General features: G+C 68.3%; 15 protein-coding genes. 6 read left to right on the forward strand and 9 right to left on the reverse strand.

Annotated elements, in window-relative coordinates:
- The first annotated feature begins 233 nt into the window (after positions 1-233).
- Both AC1DTF_RS17555 and AC1DTF_RS17560 read left to right on the forward strand, forming a co-directional pair.
- The gene (locus AC1DTF_RS17555; RefSeq protein WP_477474983.1) at positions 234-1,274 is read left to right on the forward strand and encodes an oxygenase MpaB family protein; all 1,041 of its coding nucleotides are present in this window, start codon (positions 234-236) and stop codon (positions 1,272-1,274) included.
- A gap of 4 nt (positions 1,275-1,278) precedes the next feature.
- Positions 1,279-2,514, forward strand: a complete 1,236-nt coding sequence (locus AC1DTF_RS17560) for an acyl-CoA dehydrogenase family protein (protein WP_477474984.1) — start codon at positions 1,279-1,281, stop codon at positions 2,512-2,514.
- Here the strand turns inward: AC1DTF_RS17560 and AC1DTF_RS17565 are convergent.
- The 4 genes from AC1DTF_RS17565 to infC all read right to left on the reverse strand — a co-directional run bounded on the left by AC1DTF_RS17565 (position 2,503) and on the right by infC (position 4,579).
- Entirely contained in the window at positions 2,503-3,276 is a 774-nt protein-coding gene (locus AC1DTF_RS17565; RefSeq protein WP_477475012.1) for a TrmH family RNA methyltransferase, read from the reverse strand. The genes AC1DTF_RS17560 and AC1DTF_RS17565 overlap by 12 nt on opposite strands.
- The gene (gene rplT, locus AC1DTF_RS17570) at positions 3,273-3,662 is read right to left on the reverse strand and encodes a 50S ribosomal protein L20 (RefSeq protein ID WP_057167998.1); all 390 of its coding nucleotides are present in this window, start codon (positions 3,660-3,662) and stop codon (positions 3,273-3,275) included. Before rplT ends, AC1DTF_RS17565 begins: the two co-directional genes overlap by 4 nt.
- A gap of 66 nt (positions 3,663-3,728) precedes the next feature.
- On the reverse strand, positions 3,729-3,923 hold the full coding sequence (rpmI, locus tag AC1DTF_RS17575; RefSeq protein WP_057167997.1) for a 50S ribosomal protein L35: 195 nt from the start codon (positions 3,921-3,923) through the stop codon (positions 3,729-3,731).
- A 23-nt stretch (positions 3,924-3,946) separates the two neighbouring features.
- Positions 3,947-4,579, reverse strand: a complete 633-nt coding sequence (infC, locus tag AC1DTF_RS17580) for a translation initiation factor IF-3 (protein ID WP_156409218.1) — start codon at positions 4,577-4,579, stop codon at positions 3,947-3,949.
- Positions 4,580-4,865: 286 nt separating this feature from the next.
- Here infC and AC1DTF_RS17585 point away from each other — a divergent pair, with 286 nt between their 5' ends.
- The 3 genes from AC1DTF_RS17585 to AC1DTF_RS17595 all read left to right on the forward strand — a co-directional run bounded on the left by AC1DTF_RS17585 (position 4,866) and on the right by AC1DTF_RS17595 (position 10,032).
- Positions 4,866-5,225 carry a DUF1844 domain-containing protein gene (locus AC1DTF_RS17585; protein ID WP_057167996.1) on the forward strand — a complete coding sequence of 120 codons (360 nt, stop codon included), beginning with the start codon at positions 4,866-4,868 and terminating at the stop codon, positions 5,223-5,225.
- 67 nt (positions 5,226-5,292) lie between these two features.
- On the forward strand, positions 5,293-8,631 hold the full coding sequence (gene lysX, locus AC1DTF_RS17590; RefSeq protein WP_477474985.1) for a bifunctional lysylphosphatidylglycerol synthetase/lysine--tRNA ligase LysX: 3,339 nt from the start codon (positions 5,293-5,295) through the stop codon (positions 8,629-8,631).
- 54 nt (positions 8,632-8,685) lie between these two features.
- On the forward strand, positions 8,686-10,032 hold the full coding sequence (locus tag AC1DTF_RS17595; protein ID WP_477475013.1) for an alpha/beta hydrolase: 1,347 nt from the start codon (positions 8,686-8,688) through the stop codon (positions 10,030-10,032).
- Here the strand turns inward: AC1DTF_RS17595 and AC1DTF_RS17600 are convergent.
- Both AC1DTF_RS17600 and AC1DTF_RS17605 read right to left on the reverse strand, forming a co-directional pair.
- Positions 10,026-11,099 carry a hypothetical protein gene (locus AC1DTF_RS17600; protein WP_477474986.1) on the reverse strand — a complete coding sequence of 358 codons (1,074 nt, stop codon included), beginning with the start codon at positions 11,097-11,099 and terminating at the stop codon, positions 10,026-10,028. The genes AC1DTF_RS17595 and AC1DTF_RS17600 overlap by 7 nt on opposite strands.
- Positions 11,096-12,424, reverse strand: a complete 1,329-nt coding sequence (locus tag AC1DTF_RS17605) for a hypothetical protein (protein WP_477474987.1) — start codon at positions 12,422-12,424, stop codon at positions 11,096-11,098. The genes AC1DTF_RS17600 and AC1DTF_RS17605 overlap by 4 nt, the downstream gene beginning before the upstream one ends.
- A 90-nt stretch (positions 12,425-12,514) precedes the next feature.
- Here AC1DTF_RS17605 and AC1DTF_RS17610 point away from each other — a divergent pair, with 90 nt between their 5' ends.
- Positions 12,515-13,159, forward strand: coding sequence for a hypothetical protein (locus tag AC1DTF_RS17610; protein ID WP_477474988.1), 645 nt, complete (start codon positions 12,515-12,517; stop codon positions 13,157-13,159).
- Positions 13,160-13,163: 4 nt separating this feature from the next.
- Here AC1DTF_RS17610 and AC1DTF_RS17615 read toward each other — a convergent pair whose 3' ends face one another.
- The 3 genes from AC1DTF_RS17615 to AC1DTF_RS17625 all read right to left on the reverse strand — a co-directional run bounded on the left by AC1DTF_RS17615 (position 13,164) and on the right by AC1DTF_RS17625 (position 16,782).
- Complete coding sequence (locus AC1DTF_RS17615) at positions 13,164-14,498, reverse strand: CHAT domain-containing protein (protein WP_477474989.1); 1,335 nt, start codon at positions 14,496-14,498, stop codon at positions 13,164-13,166.
- Positions 14,489-16,186: an ATP-binding protein gene (locus AC1DTF_RS17620; RefSeq protein WP_477474990.1), complete on the reverse strand. Its 1,698-nt coding sequence runs from the start codon at positions 16,184-16,186 to the stop codon at positions 14,489-14,491. Before AC1DTF_RS17620 ends, AC1DTF_RS17615 begins: the two co-directional genes overlap by 10 nt.
- Before the next feature lie 95 nt (positions 16,187-16,281).
- Positions 16,282-16,782 (reverse strand): lipoprotein LpqH, encoded by a 501-nt coding sequence (locus tag AC1DTF_RS17625; RefSeq protein ID WP_477474991.1) that lies wholly within the window; start codon positions 16,780-16,782, stop codon positions 16,282-16,284.
- Between the last annotated feature and the right edge of the window lie 53 nt (positions 16,783-16,835).

Raw genomic sequence — 16,835 nt, forward strand, 5'->3', positions numbered from 1 at the left:
ACACTAAGCGGCTGTTCACCCTAAGCGGCTGTTCTGACCCCGGCAACGACGTCCGCCCTAGACGTTGCTCACATCGCCACGGCCTGAATGAAGATGCAGGTCACGCGCGCATGGAGGCTTCATCGCCGACACGTAACGGCGCCGCGCCACACCGCCGGACTGTATAGACAACACATGTTGTCACGCATATGGTGGCCAGACATCCGTAGTTTTCAAGGCTCGACGAGGACGCCATGACTGCTGCATCAAACAATCCCCCGCCGTCGATCGAGCGGGCGGCGATCCCCCTCGGGCCCGATTCGCTGACCTGGAAGTATTTCGGCGATCTGCGCACCGGCCTGCTGGGCGTCTGGATCGGCGCGATCCAGAACATGTATCCGGAGCTCGGCGCCGGCGTCGAGGACCACTCGATCCTGCTGCGCGAGCCGCTGCAGCGGGTGGCCCGGTCGGTCTATCCGATCATGGGTGTGGTCTACGACGGTGATCGTGCCGCCGACACCGGCGCCCAGATCAAGGGTTTCCACCACGGCATCAAGGGTGTCGACGGGCAGGGCCGGCGCTACCACGCGCTCAATCCCGAGACCTTCTACTGGGCCCACGCCACCTTCTTCATGCTGATCATCAAGACGGCCGACTATTTTTGCGGCGGGCTCACCGAGGCCGAAAAGCATCAGCTGTTCGACGAGCATGTGCAGTGGTACCGGATGTACGGCATGAGCATGCGACCGGTGCCGGACAGCTGGGAGGAGTTCCTGGTCTACTGGGATCACACGTGCCGCGAGGAGTTGGAGATCAATCGCGCCACCCTGGACATCTTCACCATCCGTATCCCGAAGCCGTGGTTCGTGCTGATGCCGACCGGCGTGTGGGATCAGCTGTTCAAGCCGATGGTCGGCGCACAGCGCTGGGTGGCCGCCGGAATCTTCGACGCACCGGTGCGCGAGAAGGCCGGGATGCGCTGGACACCCGGCGACGAGATCCTGCTGCGGCTGTTCGGCAAGGCCGTCGAGCTGGCGTTCACCGTGGTGCCCGACGAGATCCGGCTGCACCCGCGGGCGGTCTCGGCCTATCGTCGCGCCTCCGGGAGCATCCCCGAGGACGCGCCGCTGGTCGAGGCGCCCGGTTTCATGGCCCCACCGCCGGACCGCAAGGGCCTGCCGATGCACTATCAGCCCAGACAGAAATCGCTGCTGGACCGTGCGGGCTCCCTGGTCCACACCACCTTCTCGCTGGCCGGACTGCGGCCGGCAGCAGCCAAACGAAAGGTCGCCTGACACGATGCTGGAATGGTCTGACGTCGACATCGCCGTCCGCGACGCCGTGCGCGAGTTCGTCGACAAGGAGATCCGGCCGCACATCGACGCGCTGGAGAGCGGCGATATGGAGCCCTACCCCATCGTGCGCAAGCTGTTCGGCGCGTTCGGTATCGACGCCATGGCGCGAGAGTCATTGGAGCGCAGGCTGTCCAAGCTGCGCGACGGTGCACCGGCCAAGGAATCCAAGTCTTCCGGCGGCATGTTCGGCGGCGGGCCCGACCAGGCCGGGATGGGCTTCGTCCTGATCAGCGAGCTGTGCCGGGTGTCGATGGGTCTGGTCACCGGAATGGGTGTCAGTTTGGGCCTCACGGTCCCCACCATCCAGAGCCGCGGCACCCTGGCTCAGCAGGAACGTTGGCTACCCGGCCTGGTGACCTACGAGAAGATCGGCGCCTGGGCGATCACCGAACCGGATTCCGGTTCGGATGCATTCGGTGGCATGAAGTCCTATGTGACCCGTGACGGAGACGACTACCTGCTCAACGGGCAGAAGACGTTCATCACCAACGGACCCGACGCGGACGTGGTGGTCGTGTACGCCAAACTCGATGAGCCAGGCGTCGACAAGCGCGACCGCAAGGTGCTGACGTTCGTCCTGGACCGCGGCATGGACGGCTTCGTGCAGTCGAAACCGTTCCACAAGATGGGCATTCACAGTTCACGCACCGGCGAACTGTTCTTCAACAACGTCCGGCTGGGCCGTGACCGGCTGCTCGGCGAGACCGAGAACAACGCCTCCGGGGACGGACGGGACAGCGCCCGGTCGAGCTTCTCCGCCGAACGGATCGGGGTGGCCGCGATGTCCCTCGGTGTCATCGAGGAATGTCTGCGGTTATCGGTCGACTACGCGAAGACCCGGGTGCTGTGGGGCAAGGAGATCGGCCAGTTCCAGTTGATCCAGCTCAAGTTGGCCAACATGGAAGTGGCCCGGATGAACGTGCGCAACATGCTGTTCCGGGTCATCGAGTCCTCGCAGACCGGGTCGGCGATCTCGCTGGCCGAAGCCTCGGCGATCAAGTGGTACTGCTCCCAGGCGGCCACCGATGTGGCCATGGAGGCCGTGCAACTCTTCGGCGGCAACGGTTATATGACCGAATACCGGGTGGAGCAGCTGGCCCGCGACGCCAAATCGCTGATGATCTACGCCGGAAGCAACGAGGTGCAGATCACGCACGTGGCGCGGGGACTACTGGCCTGACTGGGCCTGAGCGCTCTCATAGAGACAGATGGCTGCCGCAGCAGCCACATTGAGGCTCTCGGCGCTGCCGCGCATGGGGATGGTCACCTGCGCGTCGGCGGCCGCGGCGGTATCGGGCGCCAGACCGTGCGCCTCCGAACCCAACAGCCATGCGGTGGGCACACTCAGGTCGACCGACGGTAGCGGTGTCGAGCCGTCCAGCGTGGTCGCCAGCACCTGCAGACCTGCATCCCGCAGGGTGGCAAGGAGTGCGAGAGTGTCCGGGACCTGGACGACCGGCAGCCCGAAGATGCTGCCCGCGGAGGCCCGCAGGCATTTCGGGTTATAGGGGTCGACGCTGTCGCCGGCAAGGATCAGCGCATCGGCACCCATGGCGTCCGCGAGCCGGATCAGCGTGCCCGCATTGCCGGGATCGGAGGTCTCGACCGCGACGGCCACCAGCCGCGGTGCGTCCAGCACCTCGGACAGCGATACCCCGGGAATCTCGCAGACCGCGATCAGCCCGACCGGAGTCACGGTGTCCGACAATGCCTTTGCGGCTCGCACCGTCACTTCGTGCACCGGGGTGTCCGCGAGAAGATCCGCGAAACGGGCGTGTGCGTCCTCAGTGACGAAGACCTCTTCAACGAGACCACGCCGCAACGCTGCCTCGACCAGGTTGGGACCTTCGGCGAGGAAGCGTGCGGCGTGACGACGTCCGGCGGGACGCTGCAGCTTGATGGCCGCAGCTACCCGATTGGACTTCTCGGTGAGGGGTGTCAGGCGGCTTCGCCCGACGGCGCGTTGACATCCTCGGGCAGTGCTGCCTTGGCAACCTCGACCAGAGCGGTGAACGCGGCGGGATCGCTGATCGCGATCTCCGACAGGTTCTTGCGGTCCACCTCGACGCCGGCCAGCTTCAGACCCTGGATCAGGCGGTTGTAGGTGACGCCGTTGGCGCGGGCCGCAGCGTTGATCCGGGAGATCCACAGCTTGCGGAAATCGCCCTTGCGGGCCTTGCGGTCCCGGTAGGCGTAGGTCAAGGAGTGCAGCTGCTGCTCTTTGGCCTTGCGGTAGAGGCGCGACCGCTGGCCGCGGTAGCCCTTGGAAGCCTTGAGTACTGTGCGCCGCTTCTTCTGAGCGTTGACTGCGCGCTTCACGCGTGCCATGGGAGTGTTCCTATTCTTGCGGGGAAAGTCTGGAGGGAATAGCGGCTTTTCAGCCGGTCAACCGAATTAGCCGTTCAGCATCTTCTTGACGCGGGCGGTGTCGTTGGCGGCAACGGTGACGCGGCCGTCGAGGCGACGGGTGTGCTTGCTCGCCTTGTGCTCGAGAAGGTGGCGCTTGCCGGCCTTCTGGCGGACGACCTTTCCGCTTCCGGTGACGCGGAAGCGCTTGGATGCGCCGCTGTGGGTCTTTGCCTTGGGCATGTGTCCTCAGTTCTTGTGGTGGATCAGTTCTGCGTGGGCTCGGTGGGCTCGGCCGGTGCTGCCGGGGCCGCGGGTGCCGCTGCCTCGCCGCCGGACCGCGGCGTCGGGGCGTCGGCGTCGTGCGCCGCCTTGGCGCGGGTCTTGGCGCCACGGTGCGGTGCCAGCACCATCGTCATGTTGCGGCCGTCCTGCTTGGCGGAGGTCTCGACGAAGCCGTAGTCAGCCACGTCGGCGCCGAGACGCTGCAACAGTCGGTAACCCAGTTCGGGCCGGGACTGCTCGCGACCGCGGAACATGATGGTGACCTTGACCTTCGACCCGGCTTCGAGGAAGCGGACCACATGGCCCTTCTTCGTCTGGTAGTCGTGATCGTCGATCTTCGGCCGAAGCTTCTGCTCCTTGACGACGGTCTGCTGCTGGTTCTTGCGAGACTCGCGCTCCTTGAGTGCCGTCTCGTACTTGAACTTGCCGTAGTCCATGATCTTGCACACCGGTGGTTTGGCGTCTGGGGCTACTTCGACGAGGTCGAGATCGGCGTCGACGGCGACGCGGAGAGCATCTTCGATGCGAACAATGCCTACCTGCTCACCATTCGGTCCGATCAGGCGGACTTCAGGTACGCGGATGCGCTCGTTGATGCGGGTCTCAGTGCTGATGGGGCCTCCTACGTTGTCTGCTCGTGCCACGACCGTGATGGAGCGCAGGGCCAGCAGGGAGAGACCACACCATCGGCATTCCACTCCGAAGAGCAGAAAGGCCCTGCATATAGCAGGGCCCGATGCCGACCGATCACGGCTTTCGCCGCCTGCGCATGCGCAGAACAGGACATCCGCAGATGCCTGTGATCGGACCGCTGGACCGGTATGGTCAGCGGTGGGAGCGGGACTCCACTTACTGTCCCTGGCGTTCGCCGGGACGGTCGATCGTGCAAGTCTAACAGGCATGACCGATGATCAGAAAACTCCTTCGGACGCGGACCCGCAGGTTAGGGAGCTCGCCGAGATTCCCGCCGTCGAGGTGATCACCCGCTCGGCCGTGATGCTGATGAGCGCGGCGGCGGAGAAGATCGGCCTGGGTTCCGAAGATCCCGAGGACAGCCCGCACCGCGATCTCGACGAGGCCCGCCGTCTCATCACCGCACTCGCCGGCCTGGTCACCGCATCCGCGGAGTACCTGGGCCTGCATGCCGGACCGCTGCGCGACGGTCTGAAGAGTCTGCAGCTGGCGTTCCGGGAGGCCAGCGCGGCGCCCGAGGAGCCCGGCCAGGGGCCCGGCGAGAAGTACACCGGGCCGGTCTGGTGATCCGGGCCGACACCCGGGGTCGGTAGAAACACCCATTTCGCCCGCTTAGGGCATATTCTCGCGGCCTATGACGGCCACCACAGTCCCGCATCCGTCGACGACCCGGCGACCGTCCGGATTCTCGTGGGTTCCGGCCGCCGCGGGCTGGATCGTCGGCGTCATCGCCACGCTGTCCTTGGTGGCAAGCATCTCCCCGATCGTCCGGTCTGCCATCCGGGTGCCCCGGGAGTTCGTCAACGACTACATCTTCAACTTCCCCGACACCAGCTTCGCCTGGGCGGTGGTGCTCGCGCTGCTGGCCGCCGCGCTGGCCGCCCGCAAGAGCATCGCCTGGTGGATCCTGGTGTTCTACATGGTCGCCGCGGTGGCCGTGAATGTCGCCGACCTGATCGCCGGCGACGAATCTGTGCTCGAGGAGTTCGGCGAGGTCATCGGCCTGGTGTTCCACCTGGCCGCGATCGGCTTCCTGGTGCTGGCCCGGCACGAATTCTGGGCCAAGGTGCGCCGCGGTGCCCTGTTCAAGGCGATCGGCACGCTGCTGGCCGCCATGGCCGTCGGCATCCTGGTCGGTTGGGGCCTGCTGGAACTGTTCCCCGGGACCTTGGAGCGCGACTACCGGTTCGGGTACGCCGTCAACCGCGTGGTGGCCTTTGCCGGCGTCGATTCCAAGGTCTTCGACGGTCAGCATCCCGGTGTGCTGATCAACGCACTGCTCGGTTTGTTCGGCGCGCTGGCACTGGTGGTCGCGGCCATCGTGCTGTTCCGATCCCAACGGGCCACCAACGCGCTGACGGGTCAGGACGAATCCGCCATCCGCGGGCTGCTGGAGTTGTTCGGCAAGAACGATTCGCTGGGCTACTTCGCCACCCGCCGCGACAAATCGGTGGTGTTCGCCCCCAACGGCCGCGCCGCCGTCACCTACCGCGTCGAGGTCGGGGTGTGTCTGGCCAGCGGGGACCCCGTCGGTGACCCGCGTTCCTGGCCGGCCGCGATCGACGCCTGGCTCAAGCTGTGCAAGTCCTACGGGTGGGCCCCCGGCGTGATGGGCGCCAGCGCCCCTGCCGCACAGGCGTTCCGCGATGCCGGCCTCAACGCCATCGAACTCGGCGATGAGGCCATCCTGCACCCCGACCGCTTCAAGCTGTCCGGCCCGGACATGAAGCCGGTCCGGCAGGCCGTCACCCGCGCCCGCCGGGCAGGGCTGACCGTCCGTGTCCGCAGGCACCGCGAACTGACCGCCGACGAGATGGCCACGGTCGTCGGCCGTGCCGACGCCTGGCGCGACACCGAGACCGAGCGTGGATTCTCGATGGCGCTGGGGCGCCTGGGTGATCCCGCCGACGGTGACTGCATGCTGGTGGAGGCCGTGGCGGCCGGCGGCGCTGGGGAAAATGACAACGACGGCGACGTGGTGGCGATGCTCTCGCTGGTCCCGTGGGGCGCCAATGGGGTGTCACTGGATGTGATGCGCAGGTCACCCCAGTCCCCCAACGGCACCATCGAGCTGATGGTCAGTGAGATCTGCCTGCAGGCAGAGGATCTCGGTATCACCCGGATCTCATTGAACTTCGCGATGTTCCGGTCGGCCTTCGAGCAGGGCGCCCAACTGGGTGCCGGCCCGGTCGCCCGGTTGTGGCGTGCGCTGCTGGTGTTCTTCTCCCGGTGGTGGCAGCTGGAGACCCTGTACCGGTCCAACATGAAGTACCAGCCGGAATGGGTTCCGCGGTTCGCCTGCTATGAGGACGCCCGGGAGGTGCCCCGGGTCGGGGTGGCTTCGGTGATCGCCGAGGGATTCCTGGTGCTGCCGTTCTCCCGCCGCAAGGAACACACCGGCGAACACGTGGCCGCGCCGAAGAACCTGGTGGACAGCGGGTTGCTGCACCGCGACGGCAGCGCCCCGGATGCCAGTGCGCTGCAACAGGATCTGCCCGCCGACGAGCGCAACCGGCTGCCCGAGCAGGTGCGGGTCCGAATGGCGAAGCTGAAGACGTTGCAGAACAACGGCATCGACGCCTACCCGGTCGGCGAGGCACCCAGCCACACCGTCGAGCAGGCGCTGGCCACCACCGCCGCCGATGTCACCGTCACCGTCGCGGGCCGCATCCTGCGGCTCCGCGACTACGGCGGGGTGCTGTTCGCCGCGCTGCGCGATTGGTCCGGCGACGTGCAACTGCTGCTGGACAATTCGCGCCTCACCCAGGGCACCAACGCCGACTTCACCGCCTCGATCGACCTCGGCGACCTGATCGAGGTGACCGGCACCATGGGGCTCAGCCGCAACGGCACCCCGTCCCTGCTGGTCACCCGGTGGCGGTTGATCGGTAAGTGCCTGCGTCCGCTGCCCGACAAGTGGAAGGGCCTGACCGACCCGGAGGCCCGGGTCCGGACCCGCTACGTCGACCTCGCGATCAACACCGAGGCCCGCGACCTCATCACCGCCCGCAGCCGGATCCTGCATGCCATTCGGGAAACGTTGGTGGGCAAGGGGTTCCTCGAAGTCGAGACACCGATCCTGCAGCAGATCCACGGCGGCGCCAACGCACGGCCGTTCACCACTCATATCAACGCCTACGACCTCGACCTGTACCTGCGCATCGCCCCGGAGCTGTATCTGAAACGGCTTTGCGTCGGTGGCGTGGAGCGGGTCTTCGAGCTGGGCCGCGCGTTCCGCAACGAGGGGGTGGATTTCAGCCACAACCCGGAATTCACACTGCTGGAGGCGTATCAGGCGCACGCCGATTACAACGTGTGGATGCACGGCTGCCGCGAGCTCATCCAGAACGCCGCCGAGGCCGCCAACGGAGCCCAGGTGGTGATGCGCCCCGGCCCCGACGGCGGATTGATCGCGGTCGACATCTCCGGGGACTGGCCGGTGAAGACGGTGCACGGCGCGGTGTCCGAGGCGCTCGGCGAACAGATCGGCCCGGAGACCGGCCTGGAGCGGTTGCGCAGCCTCTGCGACGGTGCCGGGGTGCCCTATCTGATGCACTGGGACACCGGCGCGGTGGTGCTCGAACTCTACGAACGACTGGTCGAGGGGCAGACGGAGCGCCCGACGTTCTATAAGGACTTCCCCACCTCGGTCTCCCCGCTGACCCGCCCGCACCGCAGCATCGACGGTGTCGCCGAGCGCTGGGACCTGGTCGCCTGGGGTGTCGAACTGGGCACGGCCTACAGCGAGCTCACCGACCCGGTGGAGCAGCGCAAGCGTCTTCAAGAGCAGTCGCTGCTGGCCGCCGGCGGTGACCCCGAGGCGATGGAACTCGACGAGGATTTCCTGCAGGCCCTCGAGTACGCCATGCCCCCAACGGGTGGTCTCGGCGTCGGCGTGGACCGGGTGGTCATGCTGATCACCGGGCGCAGCATCCGTGAGACGTTGCCGTTCCCGTTGGCCAAACCTCGCTGACCCCGGTCACAGCTGCTTTCCAGGAAGCAGAGTCACGATGATCTCGTGACGCTGATGTCCGGGCTCTTGCAGCACCACGATTCCTTGACCCACGGTTGGGTGCCGGTGACCGTTCAGGTGATCACCGGTCTGGTTCTGTTGACCGCGCTGCGCGTGCGGCGCCGCCTGGTAGCCGCCGCCGCCTTCGGCACCGCGGTGGCTGCGGCCGCACACTGGTACGTGACGAGCCAGGGGCTGGCCGGCGAACCCGCCCCGCACGCGCTCTGGATCTGGATCGGGCTGACCGGATTCACCGCCGCGGCTTTGTTTTCCGGTTGGCGCGGGGCGCGCTGGTGGCGACGCACCGCGGCCGTCGCGGCCGTCCCGCTGTGCGCCCTGTGCGCGGCGCTGGCCGTCAATCTGTGGACCGGCTATTTCCCCACCATGCAGACCGCATGGGTGCAGCTGACCGCGGGACCGCTGCCGGATCAGACCGATATGGCGACCGTCGCCGCATTCCAGGTCCGGCACGCGGTGCCGCGCAACGGTTCTCTGGTGCCGGTGGACACCGGGGACGCCGGTTCGGGTTTCAAGCACCGTGGCGAGTTGGTCTATCTGCCGCCGGCCTGGTTCGCCTCCGATCCGCCGCCCCGGCTGCCGACCGTGATGATGATCGGCGGCGAGATGAACACTCCGGCGGACTGGGCGCGCGCGGGCAACGCCGTGCAAACCGCCGATGCCTTCGCCGCAACCCACGGCGGCAACGCGCCGGTGCTGGTGTTCGCCGATGTGGGCGGCACGTTCAACAACGACACCGAGTGCGTGAACGGCCGCCGCGGCAAGGTCGCCGATCATCTCGTCAACGACGTCGTGCCGGCGATGGTCTCGAAGTTCGGCGTCAGCCCGGATCCGGCCAACTGGGGTGTCGTCGGATGGTCGATGGGCGGCACCTGCGCGGTCGACCTGACCGTGATGCACCCCGACCGGTTCTCGGCGTTCGAGGACATCGCCGGTGACCTGAGCCCGAACTCGGGGACGAAGGCGCAGACCATCGAGCGCCTGTTCGGCGGTGACGCCGCCGCCTACGCCGCATTCGATCCGACCACCGTCATCACCCGGCACGGCCCGTACACCGGGGTGTCGGGCTGGTTCTCGGTGAACGGGGCGGGTGTGTCACCGCCGCCGCAGACCGCTGCGGCCGCCCAGTCGCTGTGCGCGCTGGGCGCATCCCACGGCATCGACTGCGCGGTGGTCAGCCGACCCGGCCAGCACGACTGGCCCTTCGCGGCAAGCGCTTTCGCCGAGGCCCTCCCGTGGCTGGCCGGCCAGATCGGCACTCCGGACGTGCCGAGGGTCGCGTTGCAGCAGCCGGCCAAGGCGCCGTCGGCGGTGCAGGTGGCCGACCGGCGACCGAGTCAGTAATCGGATTCGGCGGCAAGGATCTCCGCCAGGAACGCGTCTGCAGCAGGTACCGCCAACCGGGACCACACGAAGGCCCGCAGCCGCTGCCGGGTCGCCCGGTCCTCCCCGGCCGACGCCACCCGCCCGACGGTGACCGTGGTGGATGTCCAATCATGGTTCCACGCCGCCGATTCCGAGATCAGCAAGGTGAGAGTCGCGGTGCCGCGGTCATCGAGCGCACCGGTGGCGGTGACGTCGCCGCTGCGCAGCTGCACCGGCACCCCGGCGGCGGAGCCGCTGAGCAGGGCACGCACCTCGGCCACGGCTCCCCCGGCACCGTCACCGCGCACCGACCAGTCGACGGTGTCCTCGGCGGCGTCGAAAACCCCCGGCGGCACGGCGCTCCAACTGATCGACGCGGTGCCGGCACCGATGGTGTCGGCCTGCGATGCCGTCGGCCCGCCGGCAGCCAGCGCATAGTCATCTCGCCGCCGGTCGGACGACACCGCCTCGGGTTCGGCCATCTCCGCCCAATCGGCCCACTCCAGACAGGGCTCGATCAGCGCCGCCACCCGCGGATCTCCATCACGCAGATGGGCGGACAGCGCCGCGCGGTGCGGGGACAGCAGCGCCTCGATATCGGAGTCCAGGGTGTCCTCACCGAAGAACTCCTGCGCTGCGGCAGTCAACAGCGCCAATTCGGCGTCCAGCACCGCCATGTCGAGATCGGCGATGCTGTCACGGACACTGGCCGGCCACCACCGGCGCAGCCAGTGGCCGAGCGCCAGCCTGCGCAGCGGCGCCAGCACCTGGGGGGACAGTTCGAGATCGGCGATGTCGATGCTGGACTGCGGATCGGCGGTCCGGCCGCGCAGCGCCTCGACCACCGCCACATGCCCCTGCTCACCGGCCACCCGCCACAACCAGTCCGCGGCGGACACATCGGTGAAGGTGAGCTGCGCCGCCGCGGCCGGATCGTCGACCGTCCACGCCAGGACCGCGCCGGCGACCTCGAGGACCGCCACCGCGGGCGGCGCGGCCACCTGCGCGCCGGTGGTCCACAATCCGGATTCGGCAACCAGTTTCATCGGGCCGCCTCCAGTTCGAGCATCGCCTTGATCCGCTGCCGGTGATCCAGGCTCACCGACCGGGCCACCCCTTCCAGCAGGGCCCGCATCTCGTCGACATCCGCGCAGGACTCCTGCCAGACGTCGCGGCCGTGCAGACGCGCCCACAGCCTGCTCAGATAGGGCCGGGCGAACGCGGCGAGCTCCTTGGTCACCTGCTGCTGGCGCGGGTGCAGCGCCTCCCCGTCGGCGAGGTAGCGCCGCGCGTGCAGCACATAGGCCTCCTTGCGCAGCCGGGCCTGGACCTGGGCGGCCAACCGGTAACGCGGTGTCGCGGCCTCGTTCAGTGGTGCCAGTTCGACGGCGATCTCGACCCCCGCCACCATCGCGGCCTGGATGTCCTCGGCGAGCAGACCCCATGGCGCGCAGGCCCGGTCCACCTCCTCGGCGCACAGCAGCGGAACATCGGGCAGCTCGTCGCGGTCCAGGGCGCGGCGCAGTGTGGCGCGCACCCGATCGACGACGCTGCGATTCAACGGGCGATCGGTGTCGGCACCGCCGTGCACGGGCGGCGGCGGTTGCGGCAGCACCGTGCTGAGGCCGATGTCGACGAACGACCACGGCAGGTCCGGCGCCGGGCCGCGGGCCCGGGCACCCAGGTTGTAGGGCGTCGCATCAGCCACCAGCGCGGTCCACACCCGCTGGCGGGCCACCGACTCGTTGTGCCCGGCAGCATCACCCAGCACGGTGCTCAGGCCTGCCAGGAACGGGTCGGTGATGGCCGCGGTCGGCCGCACATCGGACCAACTGGCCTGCAACTGACGTGCCAGCGCGCCGACCACCTTGTCGTCGGCGACGTGGCGGTTGAGCACCTCGATGGCGGTGCGGTCCCGGTCCCCGTGGATCCCGCGCAGGATTGTCTCTGCGGTATCCGAATCATTTTGTACCGGTTCACCTTTGGTGACAGCAAGCTCGAAGCACACCGGGAAGTAGAGTTCCTGGGCGTTGCCGGTGGTGAGCCGCAACTTGCGGCGCGCCAGCTTGAGCACCGCGAACCAGGACGCGGTGGCGCACAGCTGGTCGCGATGCGCCACGATCAGTTCGAACATCTCGGCGGCCACCTCGCCGGACACCACCGGTGTCGAATACTGCGGGTTGGACCGCAACCGCAACACCAGCGGATCCAAGATGCGCTTGACGGTGCGGCTCAGCGGTCCGCCGTCATCACTGCTGAGCACCTGGACGCCCGGGCCCAGCGCCCGCCAGGCGCGGTCGATCACGGCGCGCCGAGGCTGCGCAGGCAACGCGCGTGCCACCTGCGCGGCGACGTCCGGGACGGTACTCACCCGCTCAGGATAGGCACGAGATCTTTCCCGTCGCTGCGCCCGGCGAAAAGTTGGGTTCGGTAGCCGCCGACGGGGGCGACCCTGTTCTGCATGCCTGACTCACTGCTGATCCTCTTGGTCCTCGTCGCCGTCGCCGTCGTGATCGTCACGGTCGGCGCCACCCTCGGCACGGTGCTGCCCCGCGGCCGGTCGGCCCCGCGGTGCGCGGGCACACCCGCGGTCGGTATCGGCACCGTCAGCGCGGTCTCCGACCGGATCACCGTCGAGGTGGAGAGCGTGTCGGGCCAGAAGTTCACCGGCCGGCTGCGCGGTGCCCCGGGCGACCCGGTGGTCGCCGAGATCCGGCCGGGCGCGGTGCTGCTGGTGGCCTTCGACCCCGATGCACGCGAACAGCTGACCCTCGCCGACGACATGGTCGCCATCCGGGCCGCGTTCGACCGGATGCTGGTGGACAAGGGCCTGGTCACCGACGCGCAGCTGGAGCTCATCCGGCACGGCACCAGGTCCAGTGGCGTGGTGACGGCCGCCCGGTCCACCGGCACCGAACGGGAGGATTACCGCGAGGTGGTGCTCGACCTGATGGTCCGCAGGCCCGAGGGCGGGCAGTTCCCGGCCCACGAGACGACACTCATCCCGGCCACCTCACTGGATCGGGTCTGCCCGGGCAGCGTCGTCGACGCCTACTACCGGCGCGGGGACGAATCCGCCGTCGCGGTGGCCGTACCGCCGGCCTGATCGGCTAGAGAACCGCGAAACTCACCAGCGCCGCCCAGTACACCGGTGCCGCGGATTCGTCGCCGTCCCGCCAGCTCCGCAGTTGTGCGCGTTGCCAACGATTGACCGCGCACGCCGCCTCGAAATCGGTATCCGCCTGATGGGCGGCGTCGACCGCGGCGATGACCGTACCCATCGGGTCGGCAGGTGCGCCGGACACGAACCGCCGATACCCGGCGCTGGTGGGCAGCGACCACAGCGTCGCGGTCACCAGTTCCGCTCCGCCCAGCACCATTGCCGCGACGATCCCGGTGGCCTCGTCGAATCGGTAGTCGCCACCGGATGCACAGGCCAGCAACGCAACACGAGTCGGAATGGGCAGCTGGGCCGACATCAGGTCGGCCGCGGTGAGCGGGCGGTGATCGCCGACCGGGTTGCTGTATCCCTCGGTCGAGGCACGGCACGCGAGGTGCAGAGCCGCCCGTTCCGCGCCGTCGCCGGTGCTGGCGTGCCCGACATAGACGAGGCGCCCGGGCATTTCGGCCAGCACCTCGGCCAGCCAGTGCCGGTCGGTGTCGGTGCGCCGGAACAGCTCGATCGGGGTGTCGACCCGCGGCAACACTGTTCGCCGGTGCATCAGGTCCGCGTAGTGCCGCGCCAGCACGGTGTCTGGCGCCGGTCTGCCCAGCACCGACCCCAGCGCCGAATCCGGGCGCTGACCGGGAACCCGAGGGTCGAGGATCAGCAGCGGATCCGCTTCCGGGCGCGCCGTGTTGACGCGCCGCGAGTGCGCGATGTTGGCCGGCACCGCCATCAGCACATCCACGAATTCCAGCAACCGGAAGCCTTCGGTGAGCGCACCGATCTCCCCGTCCGGCCATGGGATCAGGGCCGGCTGCGGACCGTCCGGGGTGATGGCCTCCTGGCGGGCCGCCAGCATCGCGATCACCTCGGGTCGCACCGCGGGCAGCGCGAGCAGTCCCCACGGCACCCGGCCCAGGCGAGCGCTGGGCGCGACGAACAACACCGCGCGCGGGTCGTGTACACATTCCTGGAGCAGATCCCAGCCCGCGGCGGAGATCAGCAGGACGCCCAGACGGTAGGCCAGGGTCAGTTCAGCGTCCGCGGTGGTGAATGCGCCATCGGAGAGTGCGCGCTGCAACGCGTCCACCGCGGTCTCGGCATCGCGCGGATCCGGTAGTGCCGCAGCGATCTCCTCCAGCGCCGCAAGCAGAATGGTCTCCTCGACCACCCAGGTGACGGTGCGCCCGGGCTGGCCGACGACACGCAGGCTGGCGTAGGTCGCGATACCGACATCGGCGAAACGCAGAATCAGGGTCTGCCGGTCGGTCACGACCATGTCGGCCAGGCCGGATCGTCGGTGGTGATGGCGCGGCCATAGCGCTGCTTGGCCAGGGCGCGGTAGTGCCCGAGGATCGGCTCGGCGCCGGGATCCATCTGCAGCGGCGGCAGCGGACCCAGTCTGGTCAACGACGGCCCTCCACTGACGGACCCGGCGGCGACTGCGGCGAGCTCGAGGTCGGGCAGTTCGAACTCCGCGTCGACGAGCACGGCCTGGGCTCCGGCCCAGATCGGCGCTTCGGCCTCGTCTGCGGTATCGGTACTGAAACTACCTCGGGCGCTGTGGTATTCGATCAGCTCGGCGGTGAGTGCGGTGTTCTCCCATTCCCAGGACACCGCGAAGGCACCGGCCAGCATGGGCGCCGACACCCTGGTCGCCCACTGTGCGCGGGCGTTGGCGTCGACGATCGTGTAGCGCACCGAATCCACCGCGAGCGCCGCGGGCACCTTGAGTTCTGCGGCCTGCTCCAGCTTGGCCATCGCACGGACGAATCCGGGGCTACCGGTCTCGGCATTGGTGGTCCCCAGGGAGGCTTCATGTTTGGCCTCGACCTCGTCCCAGGTGTCCTCGGGATCACCGGCGCCGTCGAATCCCAGATCTCCCAGCGCGTCGGCCCGCCACACCGTGCCCAGCTGATCGTCGAGTCGGGCGTACTGCAGCCAGGTGCTGCGCGGCCATTCGTCGAGCAGGGTCCGGGCCTGGGCGATCAGCTCCACCGCTTCGCCGAAGCGGCCGAAGAAGATCGGGATCCAGCTGCGCTGCAACAGAATGCGATGAAGGTGGAGCGGTTTGCCGAGTTCGCGCCAGTGACGTTCGGCGTGTTCCCAGCACTGATCGGCCTCTTCCAGTGCCGCCGAGGCCAGCTTGGTGAAGCCGCGGTAGAACCAGCAGCGGGACACATCATGGGCGCGGGCATATTTGGCGATCACCGGGTAGGCCTGATCGATGAGTCGATCCACGCCGTTGTGGTCGCCGACGGACCAGCAGGCGATCGCACGTTCCAATTGCGTTCGGGCGGTGTCCAGCTCCCAGCCGTGCTTCTCTGCTCGCGCCCCGGCGCGCCGCAGCCAGGGTTCTGCTTCGTCGAGCCTGCCGGTCTGCACGCAGAATCCGCCGTAGCCGATCCCCGCGAGCACCAGCAGTCGATCGTCGTGGCTGCCGTCGGCTGCGGAGACGTCGATCACGTCGAGCACCTGTGCCCACAACGGGACCGCCAGGTGGTGCAGATCGTCGTCGGAGAGCGCGATCGCGCAGAGCAGCCGGGCGAAACCGACCAGATACCGGTGCTCTTCGGCCAGATCCGGCGGCCCGTCGGCAGCGATCAGCGCCGACACCGATGTCGCGGCCTCGTCGTGTTCGCCGCGGGCGGCGTGCAGGCCGGCTTGCAGGAAGTCGGCACGGCGGGTGTAACGCTGCATCATGTGCTGAATGTCGGGGTTGCGCTCCGGTAGGGCTGCGTAGGCCGCGATGCAGTCCCGGATGCGCCGAATACACTCGCCCACACCGTCGTAGGCGGTACGCACCAGATAGATCTCGCCGAGCTGGGCGAAAGCCTCCAAGGCCAGGTCGTCACGGTCGGCTTGCTCGATGGCCGGCAACAGTGACAGCAGCAGCTCCTTGGCACCCGGCTCGTCGGCGGCCCAGGCGAGCCGCCGGGCCCGCTCCAGGTCACCGGTGATCGACACCGCGTCATCATAGGACGGGCGAAGGCGGCGGACGCGTTTCCGCGCCCGCCGCCCGACGGTGTTCCCGTCGCCTGGCCCGCCCCGGGAGGCGCCGGTCAGCTGCAGTCGACCTTGATCTCGAACTGCTTGGTGATCATCCCCGCCATCGGGTTCTTCATGTCGGCACCGACAGCCTCACCGGTGATGGTGTAGGTACTGCCGTCGACCTTGACGTCGGCCGTTCCGCTGCTCGCGCCGGCCATCGAGGCGACGGCGAGGGCGTTACCGTCGACCACCAGTCCGATCGACTCGACCTTGGGAGCGGCATCGTCGGTCATCACGACGCCGAGGCCCTGCTGGCCACCGATGGCGGCGCTGGCCACGTTGATCTTGCCGCCGGCCTTGACGCAGGTCACCGACTTGAGGTCCAGGCCGGCCAGGTCCTGGCCCTCCACCTTGACCTCGGTGCTGCCGCCGCTGGCGACCTGCGCGGCGCTGCTGCCGTTGCCGGAACTCGACGCGGCGGGTTCGCCGGCCTTGTCATCCGAGCAACCCACCAGTACCGCCGCGGTGGCGAGCATCCCGATCCCGGCGGCCAGAACGCGATTCTTCGTCATGTCTATGTCCTTTTCATTCGCCGCCGCCCCTGTGGCGCCGTCGTGGGGCAAGT

Source organism: Mycobacterium sp. P4_H6, assembly GCF_056400845.1.

Bases quoted from the DNA above. Each gene is read 5' to 3' on its own strand.
- AC1DTF_RS17610 (WP_477474988.1), top strand. From the start codon at position 12,515: ATGCCTGACTCACTGCTGATCCTCTTGGTCCTCGTCGCCGTCGCCGTC.
- lysX (WP_477474985.1), top strand. From the start codon at position 5,293: ATGACGGCCACCACAGTCCCGCATCCGTCGACGACCCGGCGACCGTCC.
- AC1DTF_RS17615 (WP_477474989.1), bottom strand. From the start codon at position 14,498: ATGGTCGTGACCGACCGGCAGACCCTGATTCTGCGTTTCGCCGATGTC.
- AC1DTF_RS17560 (WP_477474984.1), top strand. From the start codon at position 1,279: ATGCTGGAATGGTCTGACGTCGACATCGCCGTCCGCGACGCCGTGCGC.
- AC1DTF_RS17595 (WP_477475013.1), top strand. From the start codon at position 8,686: ATGTCCGGGCTCTTGCAGCACCACGATTCCTTGACCCACGGTTGGGTG.
- AC1DTF_RS17555 (WP_477474983.1), top strand. From the start codon at position 234: ATGACTGCTGCATCAAACAATCCCCCGCCGTCGATCGAGCGGGCGGCG.
- rpmI (WP_057167997.1), bottom strand. From the start codon at position 3,923: ATGCCCAAGGCAAAGACCCACAGCGGCGCATCCAAGCGCTTCCGCGTC.
- AC1DTF_RS17600 (WP_477474986.1), bottom strand. From the start codon at position 11,099: ATGAAACTGGTTGCCGAATCCGGATTGTGGACCACCGGCGCGCAGGTG.
- AC1DTF_RS17625 (WP_477474991.1), bottom strand. From the start codon at position 16,782: ATGACGAAGAATCGCGTTCTGGCCGCCGGGATCGGGATGCTCGCCACC.
- rplT (WP_057167998.1), bottom strand. From the start codon at position 3,662: ATGGCACGCGTGAAGCGCGCAGTCAACGCTCAGAAGAAGCGGCGCACA.
- AC1DTF_RS17585 (WP_057167996.1), top strand. From the start codon at position 4,866: ATGACCGATGATCAGAAAACTCCTTCGGACGCGGACCCGCAGGTTAGG.